At 61.8% G+C, this 21,830-nt stretch carries 24 protein-coding genes and 1 pseudogene; 17 read left to right on the top strand and 8 right to left on the bottom strand.

Annotation, left to right across the window (positions count from 1 at the left end):
* Positions 1-31: 31 nt before the first annotated feature.
* The gene (locus AC2FMY_RS02035) at positions 32-1,366 is read right to left on the bottom strand and encodes an adenylate/guanylate cyclase domain-containing protein (RefSeq protein ID WP_480748306.1); all 1,335 of its coding nucleotides are present in this window, start codon (positions 1,364-1,366) and stop codon (positions 32-34) included.
* Between the two features lie 314 nt (positions 1,367-1,680).
* Positions 1,681-2,190, bottom strand: a complete 510-nt coding sequence (locus AC2FMY_RS02030; protein WP_496744071.1) for a hypothetical protein — start codon at positions 2,188-2,190, stop codon at positions 1,681-1,683.
* Between the two features lie 212 nt (positions 2,191-2,402).
* On the opposite strand from AC2FMY_RS02030, the gene AC2FMY_RS02025 reads away from it, so the two are divergent.
* From AC2FMY_RS02025 to AC2FMY_RS01950, 16 genes are all read left to right on the top strand, one after another.
* The gene (locus AC2FMY_RS02025) at positions 2,403-3,575 is read left to right on the top strand and encodes a phage portal protein (protein WP_496806915.1); all 1,173 of its coding nucleotides are present in this window, start codon (positions 2,403-2,405) and stop codon (positions 3,573-3,575) included.
* The gene (locus AC2FMY_RS02020) at positions 3,568-3,786 is read left to right on the top strand and encodes a GTA head formation protein, RCAP_rcc01685 family (protein ID WP_480748309.1); all 219 of its coding nucleotides are present in this window, start codon (positions 3,568-3,570) and stop codon (positions 3,784-3,786) included. The genes AC2FMY_RS02025 and AC2FMY_RS02020 overlap by 8 nt, the downstream gene beginning before the upstream one ends.
* Positions 3,787-3,812: 26 nt before the next feature.
* Positions 3,813-4,358, top strand: a complete 546-nt coding sequence (locus tag AC2FMY_RS02015; protein ID WP_480748310.1) for an HK97 family phage prohead protease — start codon at positions 3,813-3,815, stop codon at positions 4,356-4,358.
* Positions 4,359-4,392: 34 nt separating this feature from the next.
* Positions 4,393-5,571 carry a phage major capsid protein gene (locus tag AC2FMY_RS02010; RefSeq protein ID WP_496744076.1) on the top strand — a complete coding sequence of 393 codons (1,179 nt, stop codon included), beginning with the start codon at positions 4,393-4,395 and terminating at the stop codon, positions 5,569-5,571.
* A gap of 170 nt (positions 5,572-5,741) precedes the next feature.
* Positions 5,742-6,341, top strand: coding sequence for a head-tail connector protein (locus tag AC2FMY_RS02005; protein WP_496806914.1), 600 nt, complete (start codon positions 5,742-5,744; stop codon positions 6,339-6,341).
* Positions 6,338-6,676: a head-tail adaptor protein gene (locus AC2FMY_RS02000; protein WP_496744078.1), complete on the top strand. Its 339-nt coding sequence runs from the start codon at positions 6,338-6,340 to the stop codon at positions 6,674-6,676. Before AC2FMY_RS02005 ends, AC2FMY_RS02000 begins: the two co-directional genes overlap by 4 nt.
* The gene (locus AC2FMY_RS01995) at positions 6,673-7,086 is read left to right on the top strand and encodes a DUF3168 domain-containing protein (protein WP_496806913.1); all 414 of its coding nucleotides are present in this window, start codon (positions 6,673-6,675) and stop codon (positions 7,084-7,086) included. Before AC2FMY_RS02000 ends, AC2FMY_RS01995 begins: the two co-directional genes overlap by 4 nt.
* A gap of 25 nt (positions 7,087-7,111) precedes the next feature.
* Positions 7,112-7,525, top strand: coding sequence for a phage major tail protein, TP901-1 family (locus tag AC2FMY_RS01990; RefSeq protein ID WP_480748315.1), 414 nt, complete (start codon positions 7,112-7,114; stop codon positions 7,523-7,525).
* Positions 7,526-7,529: 4 nt separating this feature from the next.
* Positions 7,530-7,850: a gene transfer agent family protein gene (locus AC2FMY_RS01985; RefSeq protein ID WP_480748316.1), complete on the top strand. Its 321-nt coding sequence runs from the start codon at positions 7,530-7,532 to the stop codon at positions 7,848-7,850.
* Positions 7,847-8,056 carry a rcc01693 family protein gene (locus tag AC2FMY_RS01980; RefSeq protein WP_480748317.1) on the top strand — a complete coding sequence of 70 codons (210 nt, stop codon included), beginning with the start codon at positions 7,847-7,849 and terminating at the stop codon, positions 8,054-8,056. The genes AC2FMY_RS01985 and AC2FMY_RS01980 overlap by 4 nt, the downstream gene beginning before the upstream one ends.
* Positions 8,043-8,705: an RcGTA-type gene transfer agent tail tape measure protein gene (locus tag AC2FMY_RS01975; RefSeq protein ID WP_496806912.1), complete on the top strand. Its 663-nt coding sequence runs from the start codon at positions 8,043-8,045 to the stop codon at positions 8,703-8,705. Before AC2FMY_RS01980 ends, AC2FMY_RS01975 begins: the two co-directional genes overlap by 14 nt.
* 16 nt (positions 8,706-8,721) lie before the next feature.
* On the top strand, positions 8,722-9,354 hold the full coding sequence (locus tag AC2FMY_RS01970; protein WP_480748319.1) for a phage distal tail protein, Rcc01695 family: 633 nt from the start codon (positions 8,722-8,724) through the stop codon (positions 9,352-9,354).
* On the top strand, positions 9,354-10,241 hold the full coding sequence (locus tag AC2FMY_RS01965) for a phage/gene transfer agent baseplate hub protein (RefSeq protein ID WP_496806911.1): 888 nt from the start codon (positions 9,354-9,356) through the stop codon (positions 10,239-10,241). The genes AC2FMY_RS01970 and AC2FMY_RS01965 overlap by 1 nt, the downstream gene beginning before the upstream one ends.
* Positions 10,238-10,684: an NlpC/P60 family protein gene (locus tag AC2FMY_RS01960; RefSeq protein WP_496806910.1), complete on the top strand. Its 447-nt coding sequence runs from the start codon at positions 10,238-10,240 to the stop codon at positions 10,682-10,684. The genes AC2FMY_RS01965 and AC2FMY_RS01960 overlap by 4 nt, the downstream gene beginning before the upstream one ends.
* On the top strand, positions 10,685-14,620 hold the full coding sequence (locus AC2FMY_RS01955; RefSeq protein ID WP_496806909.1) for a baseplate multidomain protein megatron: 3,936 nt from the start codon (positions 10,685-10,687) through the stop codon (positions 14,618-14,620).
* 5 nt (positions 14,621-14,625) lie between these two features.
* Positions 14,626-14,922, top strand: a complete 297-nt coding sequence (locus AC2FMY_RS01950; protein ID WP_496806908.1) for a DUF7742 family protein — start codon at positions 14,626-14,628, stop codon at positions 14,920-14,922.
* On the opposite strand, the pseudogene AC2FMY_RS01945 reads toward AC2FMY_RS01950, so the two are convergent.
* A pseudogene (locus AC2FMY_RS01945) lies at positions 14,903-15,237 on the bottom strand (TraR/DksA family transcriptional regulator). The gene AC2FMY_RS01950 and the pseudogene AC2FMY_RS01945 sit on opposite strands and share 20 nt — an antisense overlap.
* An 85-nt stretch (positions 15,238-15,322) precedes the next feature.
* Here AC2FMY_RS01945 and cysE point away from each other — a divergent pair.
* On the top strand, positions 15,323-16,132 hold the full coding sequence (gene cysE / locus AC2FMY_RS01940; protein ID WP_480748324.1) for a serine O-acetyltransferase: 810 nt from the start codon (positions 15,323-15,325) through the stop codon (positions 16,130-16,132).
* 72 nt (positions 16,133-16,204) lie between these two features.
* On the opposite strand, the gene AC2FMY_RS01935 is transcribed toward cysE, so the two are convergent.
* The 5 genes from AC2FMY_RS01935 to AC2FMY_RS01915 all read right to left on the bottom strand — a co-directional run bounded on the left by AC2FMY_RS01935 (position 16,205) and on the right by AC2FMY_RS01915 (position 21,732).
* Entirely contained in the window at positions 16,205-17,518 is a 1,314-nt protein-coding gene (locus tag AC2FMY_RS01935) for a pyruvate dehydrogenase complex dihydrolipoamide acetyltransferase (RefSeq protein ID WP_496806907.1), read from the bottom strand.
* 14 nt (positions 17,519-17,532) lie between these two features.
* Complete coding sequence (locus tag AC2FMY_RS01930) at positions 17,533-18,906, bottom strand: pyruvate dehydrogenase complex E1 component subunit beta (RefSeq protein WP_496806906.1); 1,374 nt, start codon at positions 18,904-18,906, stop codon at positions 17,533-17,535.
* Positions 18,907-18,921: 15 nt separating this feature from the next.
* Positions 18,922-19,911, bottom strand: a complete 990-nt coding sequence (gene pdhA, locus AC2FMY_RS01925) for a pyruvate dehydrogenase (acetyl-transferring) E1 component subunit alpha (RefSeq protein ID WP_496744093.1) — start codon at positions 19,909-19,911, stop codon at positions 18,922-18,924.
* Positions 19,912-20,091: 180 nt separating this feature from the next.
* The gene (locus AC2FMY_RS01920) at positions 20,092-20,391 is read right to left on the bottom strand and encodes an FtsB family cell division protein (RefSeq protein WP_480748330.1); all 300 of its coding nucleotides are present in this window, start codon (positions 20,389-20,391) and stop codon (positions 20,092-20,094) included.
* A gap of 144 nt (positions 20,392-20,535) precedes the next feature.
* Positions 20,536-21,732 (bottom strand): phosphoglycerate kinase, encoded by a 1,197-nt coding sequence (locus tag AC2FMY_RS01915; RefSeq protein ID WP_496806905.1) that lies wholly within the window; start codon positions 21,730-21,732, stop codon positions 20,536-20,538.
* Positions 21,733-21,830 lie beyond the last annotated feature (98 nt).

The following is a 21,830-nucleotide window of genomic DNA, read 5'->3' as shown; positions in this document are numbered from 1 at the left end:
AGGTATCCCGGCGGTTCGAAATGCGTTCGGTTCAGGCGGGGCTGACCGCGTGCAGGCGCCATTTGTCGGGGACGCCTTTCAGTTCATGTTCGCCGCAGTCCTGAAAGCGGAACGGCGCGCCAAGCATGAGCTGGCGGGTGAGATCGGAGGCGAGGACCTGGCCGCCTTGCGCCCGGTCCATCACCCTTGCGGCCACGACCACGCCCAGACCGCTGATGTCGTCGCCGCGAATGACGATCTCGCCCGTATGGGCGCCAAAGCGGGTTCTGAGATCGATCGCCGACAGGGCGTCGCGCACCGAGTTGGCGCAGGTCAGGGCGTTGGTGGGAGAGCCGAACGTCGCCAACACGCCGTCGCCGGTGAACTTCACCAGATGGCCGCCGTGGCGGGCAATCTGCGACGAGCAGATGCTGTCGTGGCGGTTCATCAGGTCGCGCCAGCCTTCGTCGCCGATACTGGCCTGTTGCGAGGTCGAGTCCACCAGATCGGAGAACAGGACGGTGGCAAGCGTACGCGTGGGTTGCAGCGTCACCGGTGCTGCGCCGGTGACGAATTCGACGATTGCCGAGGCATAGCGGTCGACGTCGCCTTCCCACGGTACATGTTCGTGGCCCGGCACGGTTCGGTATTCGGTCGCGGGCATCAGGCGCAGGAAATCCTGAGCGCAGTCGCGGCCGTTGGGTTCTTCGGTATCGCGGTGAATGACCAGCGTGGGTTGTGAGATGGAGGGCAGCAATTCCCGGATGTCGATATGGGCGGCAAGTTCGAACAGGTTGGCGACGGTGATGGGGGTGGCGCTCATTCTTTGGAAATGCGCCCAGGCTTCCTGACCTTCGGCGTCATCCCTGGCGGGGCCGAAATCGGAAAAGGGATGCGGTTTGTTGGGCTTTCCCCAGTTCTCGTGGAATTGCTTCAGCGCCTGTTCAAGGCTTTCCTGATCCAGATAGCCGCGGGTCAGGCGGCCCTGCGCATAGCCGCCGCACAGGGCGAGCCGTTCGACCCGCTCGGGGCGCATGGCCGCGTAGACGCAGGCAAGCGCGGCACCCTCGGAAAAGCCGATGACAGTGGCCGAGGCCATGTCGGCGGCATCCATCACCGCCTCGATATCCATCGTGCGCTCTTCCAGCGTGGGCGTGCCCTGGATGCGGTCGGACATGCCATTGCCGCGCTTGTCGAAGGTGGCCAGCCGCCCGATGGAGCTGAGGGCGTTCATCCATTGCAGATAACCGGGGTTTTCCAGCGACGCCTCGAGATGTGAAATCATTCCCGGCACCAGCACGAGGTTGCGCGGCCCGTTACCCCAGACCTGATAGGCGATGGACAACCCCTCGCTTTCGGTAAAGCTGGTTTCGACGTTGACGGTCATGTTTCCCCCACAATTGCAGGCTGGTTGCTCTTCCGAATTGGATCCGGGATGAGGCCGATGCATGTTCATCATGAGCGGTGATGGGGATTTTGGTCAATGTTTGGTTTGAGGATGTGTCTGGGTGTGAAGGATCAAACGGCAGGGTTCGCCCAACGGGGTCGACGCGTTGGTCTGGGCGCTGCATGAGTTGGTGGTGGGGCCTGCGGGGGCGTATCGACGGCCTAGGGTGAGGGCTTTGTGAGGGTACAGTGAAAATGCAATTCCACTGGGAATAGGTGCCAGCTGGCCAATCAGCACAGGCCTGTTTTTCTTACTTAGTGGCGATCCCTGTCTTTGAGAACTGCAGCATGTGTCTTCAAAAAGCCACTTATTTGCTCGCTTAGGTCTATCATTTTATGAGAAACGGCGACTATTTCGGCATTCGTGTAAGTGGAGAACCCTCCATGATGATGATACTCGCCGCCAGCTTGATATTTCGGTGCTGCGCTGGCTAACCGACAGAATGTTGTCTCATCGTCCTTCTGTTCCATTATGATTGAGTGAATTATGTCATTCCTCTCGGCTACGAGGTCGTTAAGGCGCTTCGAGATTTCCAACCAACTGACAAAAACCTCTTGTGTCTTGTTTCTAAAAACTTCAGCGAGATATCGCTTTATTGTTTCTGATTTCCTTTTGGGGTCGCTTGCTCCAAAGATCGCCAAACTTGCCTGCATATTGAGAGAGAAACAATTTGTGCAGGCACCAAGCAACTTAGCGTCAAGCTCCCTGTAGGCCTCAGTCAATTGACCTATCGCAAGCAAGTATTCATCACCACGTGTAGACATTATATATAAACCAATCAGATTGTTAGTGCCGCAATCTCATAACTGGCGTCATTAGGTGCCTCGCACAACCATAAGTTTGAATACTCTTTGCTACTTGAGAGTTTCCCCGTTGCCCAACCCCCGTACGCTCCGTTCCCAAGACCTAAACCTCTGCCCGTCATAACTCCTTTCAACAAGCCGGGCAGAGCGGCGGCAGAAAGGAGCATCAACTGATGGTATTCGATTTCTTGCGTCGTGGATCGGCTGGGAAAGCGCCCGAGGCGAAGGCGAGCGCGACGGGGCCTGTGGTGGCGTGGCAGACCGGCGGGCGCGTGGCGTGGAGCCCGCGCGACACCGTCTCGCTGACGCGGACGGGGTTTTCCGGCAACCCGGTGGGGTTTCGGTCGGTCAAGCTGATCGCTGAATCGGCGGCGGCGCTGCCGCTGGTGCTGCAGGATCAGGCGCAGCGTTACGAGACGCATCCGATGCTGGCCCTGATGCGGCGTCCGAATGCGGCGCAGGGGCGGGCGGAGATGATGGAGGCCTTGTTCGGGCAATTGCTGTTGTCGGGAAACGCCTATGTCGAGGCGGTACAGACCGAGGACGGGCTGCCGGTTGAGCTGCATGTTCTGCGTTCCGACCGGATGAGCGTGGTGCCGGGGGCGGATGGGTGGCCCAGGGCGTATGATTACAGCGTGGGCGGCAAGACGCACCGGTTCGCGGCAGATGTCATCTGTCACATCAAGGCGTTTCATCCCCAGGATGATCATTACGGGTTTTCGCCGTTGCAGGCGGCGGCGATGGCGATTGATGTGCATAACAGCGCCTCGCGCTGGTCGAAATCGCTGCTGGACAATGCGGCGCGGCCTTCGGGGGCGCTGGTCTGGAAAGGGGGCGATGGTCACGGCGTGATGGCCGAGGATCAGTTCCGCCGTCTTTCAGATGAAATCGAGCAGAACTATCGCGGGGCGCGCAATGCTGGCCGCCCGATGGTTCTGGAAGGGGGCCTGGATTGGAAGCCGATGGGCTTTTCCCCCTCGGACATGGAGTTTCAGAAGACCAAGGAAGCCGCCGCCCGCGAGATCGCGCTGGCCTTTGGGGTCCCGCCGATGCTGCTGGGGATACAGGGCGACGCGACCTATTCGAACTATCAGGAGGCCAACCGGGCGTTTTACCGCCTGACCGTGCTGCCCCTGGTGACGCGGGTGGCGGCGGCGGTGTCGGAGTGGCTGTCGGGCTTTACCGGCGAGGATCTGATGCTGAAGCCCGATCTGGATCAGGTGCCCGCACTGGCCGCCGAGCGCGATGCGCAATGGGCGCGCGTGAGCAGCGCCGATTTTCTGACCGACGCGGAAAAGCGGTCTTTGCTGGGACTGCCGCTGCTGGTGGAGGATGCGGATGGCTGAGGGATATTCGCCATTCGACTGCGCGCCGGGCTTGCGGCTGGCGGCGCATGAACGGGTCGCGGCGATCCAGCACGAGCACCTGTGTCGCAGGCTGGACCGGATCGAAGAGATGATGGAGCGGCTGGAAAAGCGGCTGTGGCTGACTGTTTACGGCGTGGCGGCGGTGATCCTGGCGCAGGCGGTACAATCATTTCTGGTGGCAGCGCCATGAAATCAGAGGCTTACGAGGAGGTGTTCATGGAATTGGAACACAAATTCGCGCGGTTCGGCGAAGGGTTTTCGGTGACCGGAGATGCGGTGATCGAGGGCTATGCCAGCTTGTTCGGGCAGGTGGATCAAGGCGGCGATGTGGTGCAGAAGGGCGCCTATTGCGCCTCGCTTGCGGCGTTGGCGGCGGCGGGTCGGCGGGTCAAGATGCTGTGGCAGCACGACCCCGCGCAACCGATCGGCGTCTGGGATGAGGTGCGCGAGGATGCGCAGGGACTGCGGGTCAAGGGGCGGCTGCTGGAGAGCACACAGAAGGGACGCGAGACAGCGGAACTGATCCGTGCGGGCGCAATCGACGGCCTGTCGATCGGCTATCGAACCAAGCGGGCCGCGAAAGATGACAAGGGTCAGCGGCTTTTGACCGAGCTGGAGCTGTGGGAGGTGTCGCTGGTGACCTTTCCGATGTTGCCCAGCGCGCGGGTTGCCGCCAAGGGAGCGGACCCCGAGGCCGGGGATACCTGGCGCGAGATTGCCGAGGTGTTCCGTGATGCCCGGCTGGAGCTGGCGCGACCCTAGCGCCGTAAAACCACCCCCAGAAAAGGAAGTGCTGATGAGCAAGACCGAAACCCCGGCCTTGGCCGGAGAGGGTGTGCCCCTGGTTCAGGAGGTGAAGCAGGCGATGGCTGGCTTCGTGAGTGAATTCAAGGGGCTGAAGGCTGAAGTTCAAACGAGATTGCAACAGACAGAAGAGCGACTGACCATGCTGGATCGAAAATCAAACAAGGCGGCGCGCCCGCATTTGGCGGCCTTTGGCGACGAAGGAGCGCCACATCAAAAAGCCTTTGACGCCTATGTGCGGTCGGGTGACGATGACGGGCTGCGCGGCCTTGAGATGGAGGCGAAATCTCTGTCCACCGCCGTTAACAGCGATGGTGGTTATCTGATCGATCCGCAAACCGCCGAGATCATCAAGTCGGTACTGAAATCCACCGCCTCGATCCGGTCGATCGCGTCGGTGGTGAATGTCGAGGCGAATTCGTTCGACGTGCTGATCGATCATACCGATCTGGGTGCGGGTTGGGCCGATGAAAGCGCGGTCACCTCCGAGACCGGGACGCCGTCGATCGAACGCATCTCGATCCCGCTGAACGAACTGAGTGCGCTGCCCAAGGCGTCGCAGCGTTTGCTGGATGACAGCGCGTTCGATGTCGAGGGTTGGCTGGCGGGGCGGATTGCCGACAAGTTCGCCCGGGCCGAGGCGTCGGCCTTTATCAATGGGGATGGCGCGGACAAGCCCACGGGCATCCTGAACCATCCGGCGGTCGACAATGACGTCTGGGCCTGGGGCAACATTGGTTATGTGCCGACCGGGATCGCGGGCGGTGTCGACGCCGATGCGATTGTCGACGTGGTTTATGCGCTGGGTGCGCAATACCGGGTCAATGGTACATTCGTGATGAACTCCAAAACCGCGGGCCTGATCCGCAAGCTGAAGGATGCCGATGGCCGATTCCTGTGGTCGGATGGTCTGGCCGCGGGCGAACCTGCGCGTCTGATGGGGTATCCGGTGCTGATCGCCGAGGATATGCCGGATGCGGGCCCTGACAGCTTTTCGATCGCCTTCGGTGATTTTCAGGCAGGCTACACCATTGCCGAACGCCCTGATCTGCGCGTGCTGCGCGATCCGTTCAGCGCCAAGCCGCATGTGCTGTTTTACGCGACCAAACGCGTCGGCGGCGATGTAAGCGACTTTGCCGCGATCAAGCTGGTGAAATTCGGCGCCGCGTAACCGCGTCGAAGCCGGGGCGGGGTGACCTGCCTCGGGTGGCGGGCGCGGGCCGGGGTGAGATCCCTCGCGTTGTCTAGCTGCTCCCCTCCGTCCGAGCAACGTGGGGCGGCGCGTGCCCGTCATTTTCCTGACTGAGGCCCCGGTGGGGTCCGAGATTGCGGAGTGAATGGATGATGTTGATCGAAGAAACCGCCATCGCGGATGCGGCGCTGCCGGTGGATCAGTTCAAGGCGCATCTGCGGCTGGGCACCGGGTTTGCCGAGGGCGACGTGCAGGACGAGGTGCTGAAAGGTTTTCTGCGTGCGGCCATTGCCGCAATTGAGGCACGCACCGGCAAGGTGCTGATCGCCCGCCAGTTTTCCTGGATGCTGACCGGCTGGCGGGATCGGAACCGCGAAGTATTGCCAACCGCGCCGGTGCAATCGGTCGAAGCGGTGGTGCTGATCGATGCGGCGGGTGTCGAGACGGTGGTGGACGCCGCACGGTACCGTTTGGTGCAGGACACTCAGAGGCCGCTATTGTGCCCGGTGGGGGCGTATCTGCCCGTTGTCGCAACCGGAGGGTCGGTCCGGATCACCTTTACCGCCGGGATGGCCCCGGATTGGGGTGAACTGCCTGCCGATCTGGTGCAGGCGATACTGATGCTGGCGGCGCATTACTATGAATACCGCCATGAGACCGCGTTGGGTGACGGGTGCATGCCCTTTGGGGTCACCAGCCTGATCCAGCGCTATCGCATGGTCCGGTTTGGCGCGGGGGTGCTGCAATGAGGCTGCCGCATCTGAACCGAAGGCTGGTGTTGGAGGCGCCGCTGCGCAGCCCGGATGGCGCGGGCGGGTTTACGGAGCGCTGGATCGCGCAGGGCACGGTCTGGGCCGAGGTGACTGCCCGCACCGGGGCCGAACGCCCGGTGGGCGGGGCCGCGATATCGCGCGTCGGCTACCGCATCGTGGTGCGGGCCGCGCCGCAGGGGTCAAGCATGCGACCGGCGCCCGACCAGCGGTTCCGCGATGGCGCGCGGTTGTTGGTGATCCGGGCGGTGGCCGAACATGACGCGCAGGGGCGTTTTCTGAATTGTTTCGTAGATGAGGAGGTGGCGGCATGAGTTATGGAATGGCAGCCCCGCTGCAGGCGGCGGTGTATCAGCATCTGCTGGCGGACGCGGGCGTTGCGGCATTGGTTGGAAGCGCGATCTTCGACGTGGTGCCGTCGGGGACGGTGCCCGAGACCTATGTGACGCTGGGACCGGAAGAGGTGCGCGAGGCGTCGGACAAATCCGGCGCGGGAGCGCTGCACCGCCTGACGATTTCGGTGGTGTCCGAGGCATCTGGATTTGCAACGGGCAAGGCTGTGGCCGGGGCAATCTGCGATGCGCTTGAGGCGCCGCCGCTGAGCCTGAGCCGGGGGCGGCTGGTGGGACTGTGGTTCGAAAAGGCCTCGGCCCGGCGCACCGGAACGGGTGGCGCGATGCGCCAGATCGATCTGAGATTCCGCGCCCGCGTGGAAGACAACTGAGCAATCAAACTTTTGGAGAGAGCATATGGGTGCCCAGAACGGAAAAGACCTGTTGGTCAAGGTGGACATGAACGGCACGGGCCTGTTCGAGACGATTGCGGGGCTGCGTGCCACGCGGATCAGCTTCAACGCGGAAAGCGTGGATGTGACCAGCCTGGAAAGCCAAGGTGGCTGGCGTGAATTGCTGTCGGGAGCGGGGGTGAAGTCTGCCGCGATCTCGGGCTCGGGCGTGTTCAGGGATGCCGGCACGGACGAGCGTGCGCGGCAATTGTTCTTTGACGGCGAGATACCTGCCTTTCAGGTGATCATACCCGATTTCGGCATTGTCGAGGGACCGTTCCAGGTGACCGGGATCGAGTATGCGGGTTCGCACAATGGCGAGGCGACATACGAGATGAGCCTGGCAAGTGCCGGGGCGCTGACCTTTACGGCGCTGTAACGCGATGGCCAATCCGTGGACGGGTGAGGTGGCATTGACCATCGACGGGCAGCGGCGGGTGCTGAAGCTGACGCTGGGCGCTTTGGCCGAGTTGGAGCAGGCGCTTGAGGCCGGATCGCTGGTGGATCTGGTGCAGCGGTTCGAAGGCGGCAGTTATTCCAGCCGCGACGTGCTGGCGCTGGTGGTTGCCGGATTGCGCGGCGGCGGTGCGGATGTGAGCCGCACCGACCTGCTGCGGGCCGAGATCGAGGGTGGGCCGATGGCGGCGGCGAGGGTTGCGGCTGAGTTGCTGGCGCGGGCCTTCATGCTGCCGGGCGAGGCATGAGCCGGTTCGACTGGTCCGCGCTGATGCGGGCCGGGCTTTCGGGCCTGCGGCTGACGCCGGAGCAGTTCTGGCGTCTGACCCCGGCTGAGTTGCGGCTGATGCTGGGGCAGGGTGCGGGGCAGTCGCCGATGAACCGCAAGGGTCTGGAGGCGCTGTTGGCGGCCTTTCCGGACAAGACACAAGGAGTAAGCGATGACGGAGAGTGACGGGTTCGACGATCTGGAAACGCGCAGCGAGGCGCTGGGAGATACGCTGGGCGACGCGGCGGCCATGGCCGCAGGGTTCGACAGCGAGCTGCAGCGCGTGCGTTCGGCGCTGGCGGAAACGGGCAAGGATGTGGCGACGCTGGAACGGGGATTGTCCAAGGGGCTGCGGCGGGCGTTCGATGGCGTGGTGTTTGACGGGATGAAGCTGTCGGACGCGCTGGAAACGGTGGCGCAGTCGATGATCCAGACCACCTATTCGGCCGCGATCAAGCCGGTGACGGATCATTTCGGCGGCTTGCTGGCCTCGGGTGTGAACAGTCTGGTCGAGGGCATTCTGCCCTTTGCCAAAGGTGCCGGGTTTGCGCAGGGGCGGGTGATGCCTTTTGCCAATGGTGGTGTCGTCAGCGGCCCGACATCCTTTCCGATGCGGGGCGGATTTGGCCTGATGGGCGAAGCTGGGCCCGAGGCGATCATGCCGCTGGCGCGGGGCGCCGACGGCAAGCTTGGGGTGCGCAGCGCCGGAGGCGGCCAACCGATCAATGTGGTGATGAACGTGACAACCCCGGATGTGCAGGGGTTCCGCCGCAGCCAGGGGCAGATCGCGGCGCAGATGAGCCGCGCGCTGGGCCGCGGCAATCGCAATCGTTGAGGCCGGGAGGACAGAGATGAATTTTCACGAGGTGAGGTTTCCTGCCAATCTGAGTTTCGGCTCGGTTGGCGGGCCCGAGCGGCGCACGGATGTGGTGACGCTGGCCAACGGGTTCGAGGAACGCAACACGCCCTGGGCCCATTCGCGGCGGCGCTATGATGCCGGTCTGGGCATGCGCTCGCTTGACGATATCGAGGTGCTGATCTCGTTTTTCGAAGCGCGGCGCGGGCAGCTTTACGGCTTTCGATGGAAGGACTGGTCGGATTTCAAATCGGGGTTGGCCTCGGCCGGGACTGCGTTCGGGGATCAGGTGATTGCGCGCGGCGATGGGGAAACCACGGTGTTCCAGCTGCTCAAGACCTATCGCTCGGGCGGGTTCGAGTATGCGCGCCCGATCCTCAAACCGGTTCTGGGCACGGTGCGTATCGGCATCGAACAGGACGAGATGAAGGAGGGGGTTGATTTCGACGTTGATCCCGCAACAGGTCTGGTGACATTCGCGGTGCCGCCTTCGGAAGAGGCGCAGATATCGGCAGGGTTCGAGTTTGACGTTCCCGTGCGGTTTGACACCGACCGTATCCAGACGAGCGTGGCGAGCTTCCAGGCAGGCGACGTGCCCAATGTGCCGGTGGTGGAGGTGCGGGTCTGATGGCGAGCATGTCCAAGAGTTTTCAGGCGCATGTGGCGGGGGGATTGACCACGCTTTGCCGGTGCTGGGCCGTGACGCGCAGCGACGGCGTGGAATACGGGTTCACCGATCACGATTGTGGACTGAGCTTTGAAGGGGTGGACTTTCAGGCTGACAGCGGCCTGACGGCGGCGGCACTGGAGCAATCGACCGGTTTGTCCATCGACAACAGCGAGGCGATGGGCGTGTTGTCGGATGCCGCCATCCGGGACGAGGATATCGAGGCCGGGCGTTTTGATGGTGCCGAGGTGCGGGTTTGGCTGGTGAACTGGGCCGACCCGCGCGACCGCTGGCTGCAGTTTCGTGGCTCGATTGGCGAGATCCGTCGCGCGGGCGGCGCGTTTCACGCCGAGATGCGCGGGTTGACGGATGGCCTGAACCGTCCGCTGGGGCGTATCTATCAGAAGCCATGCACGGCGGTTCTGGGAGATCGCGATTGTAGGTTTGACGCCGGGCAGCCGGGATATTCGGTCGAGTTGAGCATCGAAGCCATGGAAGACGCCCGCGTGTTCCGCTGGGCCGATCTGAGCGGGTTCGAGCCGGGATGGTTCCAGCGCGGGCGAATGACGGTGCTTGACGGCCCGGCTTTGGGACTGTGGGGCACGATCAAGCGCGACGAGATCGAAGAGGGCCACAGGGTCATCGAGTTGTGGGAGCCTATCCGCGCGGGTCTTGTGGCCGGCGATCGGGTAAGGCTGGTGGCGGGCTGCGACAAGCGGTTCGAAACCTGCCGGCTCAAGTTCAACAACCTCTGGAACTTTCAAGGTTTTCCGGACCTGCCCAATGAGGATTGGGTCCTGGCGGTGCCGAAATCGAGCGCCGCCAATACCGGAGGCAGCCGGAGATGACGGCAGGAAGGCAGGATGTGGTCGAGGCCGCACGGGGCTGGGTGGGAACGCCCTATCTGCATCAGGCGTCCTGGCGCGGTGCAGGGACGGATTGTCTGGGGCTGTTGCGTGGGGTCTGGCGCGAGCTTTACGGGGCCGAGCCCGAGACGGTTCCCGCATACAGCATGGACTGGTCGGAGCCGCAGGGCGAGGAACGTTTGTGGCAGGCGGCGCGCCGACATCTGATCGAGAGTCCCTTGTCGGAGTTGGAGCCGGGCGACGTGATCCTGTTCAGGATGCGCAGCGCCTCGGTTGCCAAGCATGTCGGGCTGATCAGCGAGACCGGTACGCATCCGAAATTCATCCACGCTTATTCCGGGCGAGGTGTTGTCGAAAATCCATTGAGCGAGCCGTGGCGGAAACGCATCGCGGCCCGGTTTCAATTTCCGCTGAAGGAGCAGTAAATGGCGACCATTCTACTTTCTGCCGCAGGTGCGGCCATTGGCGGGTCGATCGGCGGGACCGTCGCGGGCCTCTCCACCGCCATCATCGGGCGCGCTGTTGGGGCGACGCTGGGCCGGGTGGTCGACCAGCGCCTGTTGGGGGGCGGCAGCGAGGCGGTTGAAACCGGCAAGGTTGATCGCTTTCGCCTGACCAGTTCCGGTGAGGGGGCGCCGGTGGCTTCGGTATTTGGCCGGATGCGTGTCGGGGGGCAGGTCATCTGGGCGTCGGATTTCCTGTCCACGACGCAAAGCCATACATCCGGCGGCGGCAAGGGCGCTGCGCCGAAACCCGAGGTGACGACGACCGAGCACAGCTATTCAGTGTCGCTGGCCATTTCCGTAGGTGCGGGCGAGATTGCGGGGATCACCCGTGTCTGGGCTGACGGCGAAGAGATCGCGCATGCAGACCTGGACATGCGCGTCTATCGGGGTACCCAAGATCAGCTACCGGATCCGCTGCTGGAAGCCATCGAGGGGGCGGGCAAGGTGCCCGCCTATCGCGGTACGGCTTACGTGGTGATCGAGAACCTGCAACTGGCGCCCTATGGCAACCGGGTGCCGCAATTCTCGTTCGAGGTGGTGCGGCAGGAACAGCCGGACATGCCGGGGTATGACGACCGGCTGGCCGCGATCGTGCGGGGCGTCGCGTTGATGCCGGGAACCGGTGAATATGCGCTGTCGACGCGGCAAGTCAATTATACTGACGGGCCGGGTAGTTACTGGGCGGCCAACACCAATTCGCCGTCGGGCGGGACGGACATGCTGACTTCGCTGGCGGTACTGGACTCTGAGTTGCCGGGATGTGAGGCGGCTTCACTGATCGTGTCCTGGTTCGGCAATGACCTGCGGTGCGGGGATTGTGAGATCCGGCCCAAGGTGGAACGTCGGGACTATGATGGGGCGAATATGCCGTGGCGCGTGTCGGGTGTTTCACGCGCTGGCGCACAGGAAATGCCGCGCGCGGATGGCGAGCCGGTATATGGTGGCACCCCGGCGGATGCGTCGGTGATCGAGGCCATCCGTCACCTGAACGTCAGCGGCAAGCGCGTGATGTTCTATCCGTTTATCCTGATGGATCAATTGGCCGGAAACGGTTTACCCGATCCGTGGACAGGGAACGAAGATCAGCCGCACCTGCCGTGGCGCGGAAGGATCACCCTGGACGTAGCGCCGGGGCGACCGGGGTCATCGGATGGAACCTTTGCGGCAGATGCCCAGGTGGCACAGTTCTTTGGCACGGTGTCGGCGGCAGATTTCGTGATCGGCGACGGAACCGTTTCCTATTCCGGTGCCGATGAATGGGGGCTGCGCCGGTTCATCCTGCACAATGCCGCGCTTTGCGCTGCGGCAGGTGGGGTGCATGCGTTCTGCATCGGATCGGAAATGCGTGGATTGACGCAAATTCGCGGCGCCTCGGGCTTTCCGGCGGTAGCGGAGCTGAAACAGCTTGCCGCTGAGGTGCGTGCCATTCTGGGTCCGGATGTCCGTATCGGATATGCCGCCGACTGGTCGGAATATTTCGGGTATCAGCCGCAGGACGGCAGCAACGACCGGTATTTCCACCTTGACCCGCTTTGGGCCGATGACAACATCGATTTCATCGGTATCGACAACTATATGCCGATCTCGGACTGGCGCGAGGGTGAGGAACATCTGGACGCGCTGGGCGGGGTGCGGTCGATCTATGATCTGAGCTATCTGCAGGGCAATATCGAAGGCGGCGAGGGTTATGACTGGTACTACCACTCGCCCGAGGCGGAAGAGGCGCAGATCCGCACGCCGATCACCGATGGCGAACATGGCGAACCGTGGGTCTGGCGATACAAGGATCTGCGCAACTGGTGGGCCAATCCGCATCACGAGCGCATCGGTGGAGAGCGTATGGAAACGCCGACCGCGTGGGAGCCGCGGTCGAAGCCGATATGGTTCACCGAACTGGGTTGTGCTGCCATCGACAAGGGGACCAATCAGCCGAACAAGTTTCTGGACCCCAAATCGTCGGAATCCCACCTGCCGAAGTATTCCAGCGGCGCTCGGGATGATCTGATCCAGGTTCAGTACCTCAAGGCGGTGCTGGGGTATTGGGACAAGCCCGAGAACAATCCGGTTTCGCCGCTGTACGAGGGCCGGATGATTGACATGACCAATGCCTATGTCTGGGCCTGGGACCTGCGCCCGTTTCCGGTTTTTCCCAATCGGGTGAGCCTGTGGAGCGATGGCGGGAACTATCCGCGCGGTCACTGGCTGAACGGGCGGTCGGGAAGCCGCACACTGGCTTCGGTGGTGGGTGAGATCTGTCATCGCTCGGGAGTGCGCGAAATTGATGTGTCGGAGCTGTGGGGCATCTTGCGTGGGTATGTGGCCGAAGAGGTCAGCGATGCGCGCGGTCTTCTGCAACCTCTGATGTTGCGCTATGGCTTTGATGCGATCGAGCGGGACGGCGTGCTGACGTTCCGGATGCGGGACGGGTTGCGCCCTGTTGATCTGATCGAAGACCAGTTGGCAATGTCGTCGGAGGTAGATGGCACGATTGAGTTTCGCCGCGAGGCAGATGTGGAAATGTCAGGCCGGGTACGGCTGAAATTCGTGCAATCGGATGCAGATCACGATGTTGTATCGGAAGAGGCGGTTTTGCCGGACGAGGCCACCCATTCCGTTGCCGCCAGCGAGATGCCGTTGTCGATGACCCGTTCCGAGGGGCGGCAGACGGTCGAAAGATGGTTGGCAGAAGCGCGGGCGTCGCGTGAAACAGTCAAGTTCGCGCTGCCGCCGTCTCAGATTGAGGTGGGAGCAGGCGACATCGTGCGCCTGCCTGGTGCCAATGGCGAGGCAGGCGTGCTGTTCCGTATCGACCGGGTGGAGCAGACCGAATTGCAATTGGTCGAGGCCGTGCGGATCGAGCCGAACGTGTATCGTCCAAGCAATATCGACGACGTGCTGCCAAGTGGGCAGGCGTTTGTACCGCCGTTGCCGGTTCTGCCGGTCTTTTTGGATCTGCCGCTGATCACTGGCGACGAGGTTGCCCATGCGCCGCACCTGGCGGTTACCGCAAGTCCGTGGCCGGGATCGGTTGCGGTCTATGCCTCGACAAGTGACGAGGACTATGCCTTGTCCGACATCGTTGCCCGTCGCGCCGTGATCGGGTTCACCGAGACCGGACTGTTGCGCAGCGACGCCGGTCGCTGGGACGAAGGCGACGCGTTGCAGGTTAAGCTGACAGCCGGGGCGCTGGAGTCGCGATCCGCCTTGACGGTACTGAACGGCGCCAATCTTGCGGCTATCGGGGACGGCAGCAACGGCAATTGGGAACTGTTCCAGTTTCGCGATGCCGAGCTGATTGCGGAACGAACCTACCTGCTGCGCGGGCGCCTGCGCGGCCAGTTGGGCAGTGACGCACTGATGCCCGAGGTCTGGCCTGCGGGGTCGAACTTTGTGTTGATGAACGGGGCTGCGACGCAGATCGGGCTGAAGCGGTCGGAGCGCCGGCTGGCCAAACACTATCGCATCGGATCGGCCCGCCGGGGATACGACGATCCGTCCTACACGCATCGGATCGAGTCGTTCGATGGAAACGGCCTGCGCCCCTATTCGCCGGTGCATTTGCGAGCTGTTGAGCAAGGGGGAGATCTGGTGCTGTCCTGGATCCGTCGTACACGGATTGACGGTGACAGCTGGGACGGGTTCGAGGTGCCGCTGGGCGAAGAAAGCGAGGCCTATCTGGTTCGTGTCCGCAAGGATGGGGCGATTGTCCGCGAGACGGTGACCGAGGCACCGCTTTGGACGTATGGCGCGGGTGCGCAAGCGGCGGATGGGGTCACGATGCCCTACGAGATCGAAGTGGCACAGGTATCGGTGATTTACGGCCCCGGCCCGTTCACCGGCTTGCGGCTGGAGTAGCGTGGTTGCGTCCGGTTCTGCATGGGGACGTCAGTTCGGCGGCGCGGGCGCTGTTGCGGGCCGCGCCCGGCCTGCGTGAACGTCTGTGCCGCCGATTGATCCTGGAGGCGGAACTGGCCGACCGTCATGTGCGCAGAACCGGGCGGCTGCATCCGGTTTTCGGGAACGGGTCGCTGATGTCGGCGGCTCGCAAGCGGGTGCTGGCGGACGAGCCGGGTTTCGATGATCTGGAATATTGCAGTTGCTTTGAAAACGTGTTGCGGCACCTCGTTCGCCGCGGGATCAGCCAGAGGCGCAGCTGACGCATTTACTGGCCGCCGGATCGAGCTTGAGCCGCCCTGGCGTGATGTCGTCGCCGCAATCTTCGCAATAACCGAACTCTCCTTCTTCGATGCGTTGCAAGGCCGATCGTAAACGTCTTGTTTCAACATCACGCCGGGCTTGCTGTGCCTTGGCCATCGCCTGATTCTGCAATGCATCCATGCGGCTGAGGCGCCCAACTGCCTGTTGATCGAGTTCCACGATTGTGCATCGCGCCCGGCAACAGACCCTTGTTCCAGTTCCGCCAGTTTTTCGTGGATCAGGCATTCGAATTTGTGCAGTTCGGTCTCATTCATTTATGTTATGTCGCACTTCAAGGGTTTGCGTTTGGCGTTTTCCGCCTTAGATGGGTATTCTAGTCGGAGCAGAGGACGAAAAGCCATGGTCGAGACACGCAGAAAACTGACGCCCATCGATCCGGTCTGGAGCCGGATCACCACCGAAGCCCTTGGGGCAGTCGACAAGGAGCCGTTGATGGGCGGGCTGGTTCATGCCTGTATCCTGCATCACAAGAGCCTTGAGCGTGCGCTGTCCTATCGCGTATCGGCCAAGCTCTGCTCGAACGAGATGTCGATGATGGTTCTGCGTGAGATCGTGGACGAGGCCTATGAGGATGATCCCAGCCTGCTTGAGGCGGCACGCGCCGACCTGATGGCGGTTTTCGAGCGGGATCCGGCCTGCCACCGCCTGTTGCAACCGATTCTGTATTTCAAGGGCTATCAGGCCATGCAGGCCTACAGAGTCGCGCATTGGCTGTGGCGAAAGGGGCGCTTTGATCTGGCCTATTTCTTCCAGATGCGGTCATCCGAGATTTTCGGCATCGACATTCACCCGGCCGCAAAAATCGGCAAGGGGATCATGATCGACCACGCCCATTCCATCGTGATCGGGGAAACCGCGGTGGTCGGCGACAACGTGTCGATGTTGCACTCGGTGACGTTGGGCGGTACCGGCAAGGAAGAGGAAGACCGCCATCCCAAGATCGGTGATGGTGTTTTGATCGGGGCCGGGGCCAAGGTTCTGGGCAACATCAAGGTCGGTCGTTGCAGCCGCATCGCCGCCGGTTCTGTCGTGTTGCAAGAAGTGCCTCCTTGCACCACGGTGGCCGGTATCCCTGCCAAGATCGTGGGAGAGGCGGGGTGCGATCAGCCTTCGGTCAATATGGACCATATGCTGGGCAAAGATCAGTAGGTCGATTTGAACTAACAAAAAAGGCCGCTTCGATATTCGAGGCGGCCTTTCTTTTCGCGAGGTCGGTGTTGCTCACGCCAGCATGACCATCGGGTTTTCCAGATTGTCGACGATGGCTTGCAGTAGCTGCGCGCCAAGCGCGCCGTCAATGACGCGGTGGTCGACGGACATGGTGACCGACATCACGGTGGCCACGGTCAGCTCGCCATCATCCCCGACAACCGGTTTCTTGATGCCGGTGCCGACGGCCAGAATACCGGCATGGGGCGGGTTCACGATGGCGTCGAAATTGTCGATGCCGAACATGCCCAGGTTCGAGATGGCAAAGGTGCCGCCCTGATATTCATGCGGTGCCAGCTTGCGTTCGCGTGCGCGGGCGGCGAGGTCTTTCATCTCGGTCGAAAGGGCCGACAGGGATTTCATGTCAGCATCCTGCAGGACCGGCGTGAACAACCCGCCTTCGATTGCGACGGCAACAGCCACATCTGACGGTTTCAGTTGCAGCACCCGGTCACCTGCCCAGACGGCGTTACAGGCCGGAACCTGTTGCAACGCATTGGCGACGGCTTTGATGATGAAGTCATTGACGCTCAGCTTGACGCCGCGGCCTTCGAGTTGCTTGTTCAGCTGCCCGCGGAATTTCAGCAGCGCATCCAGCTTGATATCGCGGCGCAGGTAGAAATGCGGGATGGTCTGTTTGGCCTCGCCCAGACGAGCGGCAATGGTTTTGCGCATACCGTCGAGCTTGATTTCCTCGTACTCGCGGCCTTCGTACATCCGCGCGACCATATCCGCCGATGGACCAGACGGAGCTGCTGGGGCAGCTGCGGGCGTGGCGGCCGCGGGAGCAGTGGCAGGGGCTGCCGCAGGTGCGGTAGCAGTTGCGCCTTCGACATCAACCTTGACAATGCGACCATGCGGGCCAGAACCGGCAATCTGCGTCAGGTCGAGACCTTTTTGCGCAGCAATCCGGCGGGCCAGAGGCGAGGCAAAAATCCGACCACCATCAGCCTTGGCCGGAGCGGCCGGGGCAGGGGCGGGCGCCTCGGGTGCCGCTGGCGCGGCAGCCTCGTTGCCCGCGACGGCTGCGGGGGCAGCCGCCGGGGCCGCAGCCGGAGCCGTGCCAATGTCATCGGCGCTTTCACCGTCTTCCAGCAGAACCGCGATGGCCGTGTTGACCTTGACCCCTTCGGTGCCCTCGGGGATCAGGATCTTGCCAATGGTGCCTTCGTCAACGGCCTCGAACTCCATCGTGGCCTTGTCGGTTTCGATCTCGGCCAGCAGGTCACCGGAGGAGACGGTGTCGCCTTCCTTGACCAGCCATTTGGCAAGCGTGCCTTCCTCCATCGTCGGGGACAGGGCGGGCATCAGAATTTCTGTAGGCATCTGTCTGTCGCTCCTTACCGGTAGGTCACTTGTTTGACGGCGGCGATCACCTCATCCGTGGTGATCAGGGCCAGCTTTTCGAGGTTCGCGGCGTAGGGCATCGGAACGTCCTTGCCGGTGCAATTGATGACCGGCGCGTCGAGGTAATCAAACGCCTCCTGCATCACGACCGAGCTGATATAGCTGCCGACGGATCCCTGCGGCCAGCCTTCTTCCACTGTCACCAGACGGTTGGTCTTCATCACCGAGTTGATGATGGCGCCAGTGTCCATCGGGCGGATGGTGCGCAGGTCGATCACTTCGGCGCTGATGCCGTCTTCGGCCAGCTTGTCAGCAGCTTCCAGCGCGTATTGCATGCCGATGCCAAAGCTGACGATGGTCACGTCCGAGCCTTCGCGCCAGATGCGGGCCTTGCCCAGCGGAATGGTCAGGTCATCCACCTGCGGCACCTCAAAAGAGCGGCCGTAGAGGATTTCGTTTTCCAGGAACACGACCGGGTTGGGGTCGCGGATGGCCGATTTCAGCAGACCTTTGGCATCAGCCGCCGAATAGGGCATGACGACCTTCAGGCCGGGGATTTGCATGTACCATGCGGCATAGTCCTGGCTGTGCTGCGCGGCCACGCGGGCAGCGGCCCCGTTGGGACCCCGGAACACGATGGGGCAACCCATCTGGCCGCCGGACATATAGAGCGTTTTGGCCGCAGAGTTGATGATCTGGTCAATCGCCTGCATGGCGAAGTTGAAGGTCATGAATTCGACAATTGGTTTCAGACCGCCAAAGGCCGAACCCACTGCGATACCGGCAAACCCATGTTCCGTGATCGGGGTATCGATCACGCGTTTAGAGCCAAACTCGTCCAGCAGGCCCTGCGAGATTTTATAGGCCCCCTGATACTCGGCGACTTCCTCGCCCATCAGATAGACGTCTTCGTCGCCGCGCATTTCTTCGGCCATCGCGTCACGTAGAGCTTCGCGAACGGTCTGGGCTTTCATCGAGGTATCCGCGGGCCAGTCTGGCGACAGATCGACGACCGGCGCAGCCGGGGCCGATGCGGCAGGAGCGGGGGCAGGAGCTGCCGCTGGGGCGGCCTCGGTAACCGAGGCTGCTTCAGGGGCTGCCGACGGAAGGGCGGAAGCATCTTCGCCTTCTTCAACCAGAATTGCGATGGGGGTGTTGACCTTGACCCCTTCGGTGCCTTCTTCAATCAGAATTTTGCCGACGATGCCTTCATCGACCGCCTCGAATTCCATCGTCGCCTTGTCGGTTTCGATTTCGGCCATGATATCGCCCGAGGATACGGTGTCGCCTTCCTTGACCAGCCATTTGGCCAGCGTGCCCTCTTCCATCGTGGGCGAAAGGGCGGGCATGAGAATTTCGGTTGCCATGTCTTATGCGTCCTCTCAGGCGTAAATGTCGGTCCAGAGTTCGTCCACGGACGGCTCGGGGCTTTCTTTCGAGAATTCGGCGGCCTGATTTACGATCTCCTTGATTTCCTTGTCGATCGCCTTCAGGTCGTCCTCGGTCGCGTGCTTGCCGGTCAGCAGCAGTTCGCGCACATGTTCGATGGGGTCGCTTTGTTCACGGACCTTCTGAACCTCTTCGCGGGTGCGATATTTGGCCGGGTCCGACATCGAGTGGCCGCGATAGCGGTAGGTTTTGACCTCAAGAATATAGGGGCCCTTGCCGGCGCGGCAGTGGGCGACAGCCTTTTCGCCCGCTTCCTTGACAGCCAGCACATCCATGCCGTTGACGATTTCGCCGGGGATGCCAAACGCCTCGCCGCGATGGAAGATGTCTTTGGTCGAGGTCGAACGGGACTGTGCCGTACCCATGGCGTATTGGTTGTTCTCGATCACGAAAACCACCGGCAGGTTCCAGATGGCAGCCATGTTGAACGTCTCGTAAACCTGACCCTGGTTTGCCGCGCCATCACCAAAATAGGTAAAGGTCACGCGACCGTTGCCTTTGTATTTGTCGGCAAATGCCAGGCCCGCGCCCAGCGGCACTTGAGCACCGACGATGCCGTGGCCACCATAAAAATGTTTCTCTTTCGAGAACATGTGCATCGAGCCGCCCTTGCCTTTGGAAAGACCACCCTCGCGCCCGGTCAATTCGGCCATCACGCCGCCCGGATCCATGCCGCAAGCCAGCATGTGGCCGTGGTCGCGATAGGAGGTGATCCGCTTGTCGCCGTCTTCGGCCGCGGCTTCGAGACCGACAACAACGGCCTCTTGTCCGATGTAAAGGTGGCAGAACCCGCCGATCAAACCCATGCCATAAAGCTGACCCGCCTTTTCCTCGAATCGGCGGATCAGCAGCATCTCGCGGTAATAGGTTTTGAGCTCTTCTGCTGAAACATTTGATTTCTTTGTGGTTTTTCGCGCAGCCATCGTGGCGACCTCTCCCCTTCGGCAAGATAGTTTAGCGTTAAACTATTTCATAAAGCATTTCTCTCCCCCTGGCGAGGGGAAATGTGACGCAGCGTCCGGTCAAGTCTTGTTCTGCCGATTTCTTGACAAAAGTACGGTCACGTGCGCGTTTTTCGAGGTTTTTTCCTGCGGAGACCGATTTCAGTGAATGACGATTTCGTCCGCGCGCAGCAAACCCAGCACCGAGCGCGCCTGCTGATCCAGCAGATCGAGGTCAAGATAGGTATCCGACAAGCGCAGGGTCAGGTTTTCCATTTCGGTAATCTGATCCTCAAGCATCGTCAGATCGCGTGACAAGGCGTCCCGTTCCGCCGCAATTTCGACCCGTCGGAATAGCCCGTAATCACCTTGTACCGCCGCAAAGGTGAAATAAACACCCAACGCGAAGGCCACCGCGAAGAACAAAACTGTACCTAAACTGGGTCGACTGGAACGGGACACTCTGTTTTGCCGTATGATTTCTGCCTCAGGAAACGCGCCCTTTGCGAGCGTCTGCACTCAATATGTCACAGGTGATTCGGCTTGTGAATCCCAAAAATGCATTGAGATTCACGATTTGATTCCAAAGGGTAAGCCAAACGAAGATCAGTAATCCTGTTCCAGCGCAGCGACACCGGGCAGGGTTTTGCCTTCCATCCATTCAAGGAACGCACCGCCTGCGGTGGAGATATACGAGAAATCCCCGGCGGCCCCGGATGCGTTCAGCGCCGCGACAGTGTCACCGCCCCCCGCAACCGACGTCAGCTTGCCCGCACGGGTCAGGGCGGCCGCCTTCAGGGCCGCTGCGTTGGTTGCAGCGTCAAACGGTTCCAATTCGAAAGCGCCCAGCGGGCCGTTCCAGATCACCGTTTGACTTTGGTTGAAAATATCGATGATCGTGGCGACGCTGTCGGGTCCCGCATCCAGGATCAACCCGTCTTCGGGGCATTGATCGGCGGGAAGAACTTCATGCGGTGCGTGGGATTCGAACTTCTTGGCCACGACGATGTCACTGGGCAGGACAATCTTGCAGCCAGACGCCTCGGCCTTGGCAAGAATTTCAGCGGCGGTGTCTTTCATGATCCGTTCGGCCAGAGATTTTCCGACGTGATGGCCCTTGGCGACGAGGAAGGTATTGGCCATGCCGCCACCGATCACCAGATAATCCACCTTATCGATCAGGTTGCCTAGCAATTCCAGCTTGGTCGACACCTTGGCGCCGCCGACAACTGCCGTGACCGGGCGTTTTGGAGCACCCAGCGCACTTTCCAGTGCCTGCAGCTCTGCCTGCATAAGGCGGCCTGCACAGGCGGGCAGCAGGCGGGCGATGGCCTCGGTCGAGGAATGGGCGCGGTGGGCCGCGGAAAACGCGTCGTTGCAATAGACGTCGCCCAGCCGCGCCATACCTGCGGCAAGGTCCGGGTCGTTCTTGGTTTCGGAGGCATGAAACCGGGTGTTTTCCAACAGCAGAACCTCTCCCGGTTGCAAGGATTCAGCGGCAAGCTCGGCAGCCGGGCCGATGCAATCGGCAGCGAAACGGACCTTGGTTTCAAAGGCGCGTTCCAGCGTCGGGACCAGTTGTTTCAGCGACAGGTTCTCGCGCCGTTCGCCGCCGGGGCGACCGAAATGGGCCAGCAGGATCGGACGGCCACCGGCGGCAAGGATGTCGCGCACGGTCGGAGCGATGCGGCGGATGCGAGTGGAGTCGGTCACCACGCCATCCACGATCGGTACGTTGATATCGACCCGCACCAGCACGCGCTTGCCGCTCAGATTCATGTCGTCGAGTGTCTTCCAGCCCATTTTGCCGCTCCGCTGATTACATCCGGTTTGGGCGGTTCTTTTCCTGCATTTCGCGTCAAGGTCAATGCATCACTTGGCATTCGCGCGCGTGGGGCTTA

This window comes from Ruegeria sp. YKSE079 (assembly GCF_059612845.1).
The sequence above is the reverse complement of the archived record's forward strand: the minus strand, read 5'-3'. Positions and strand labels throughout refer to the sequence as shown.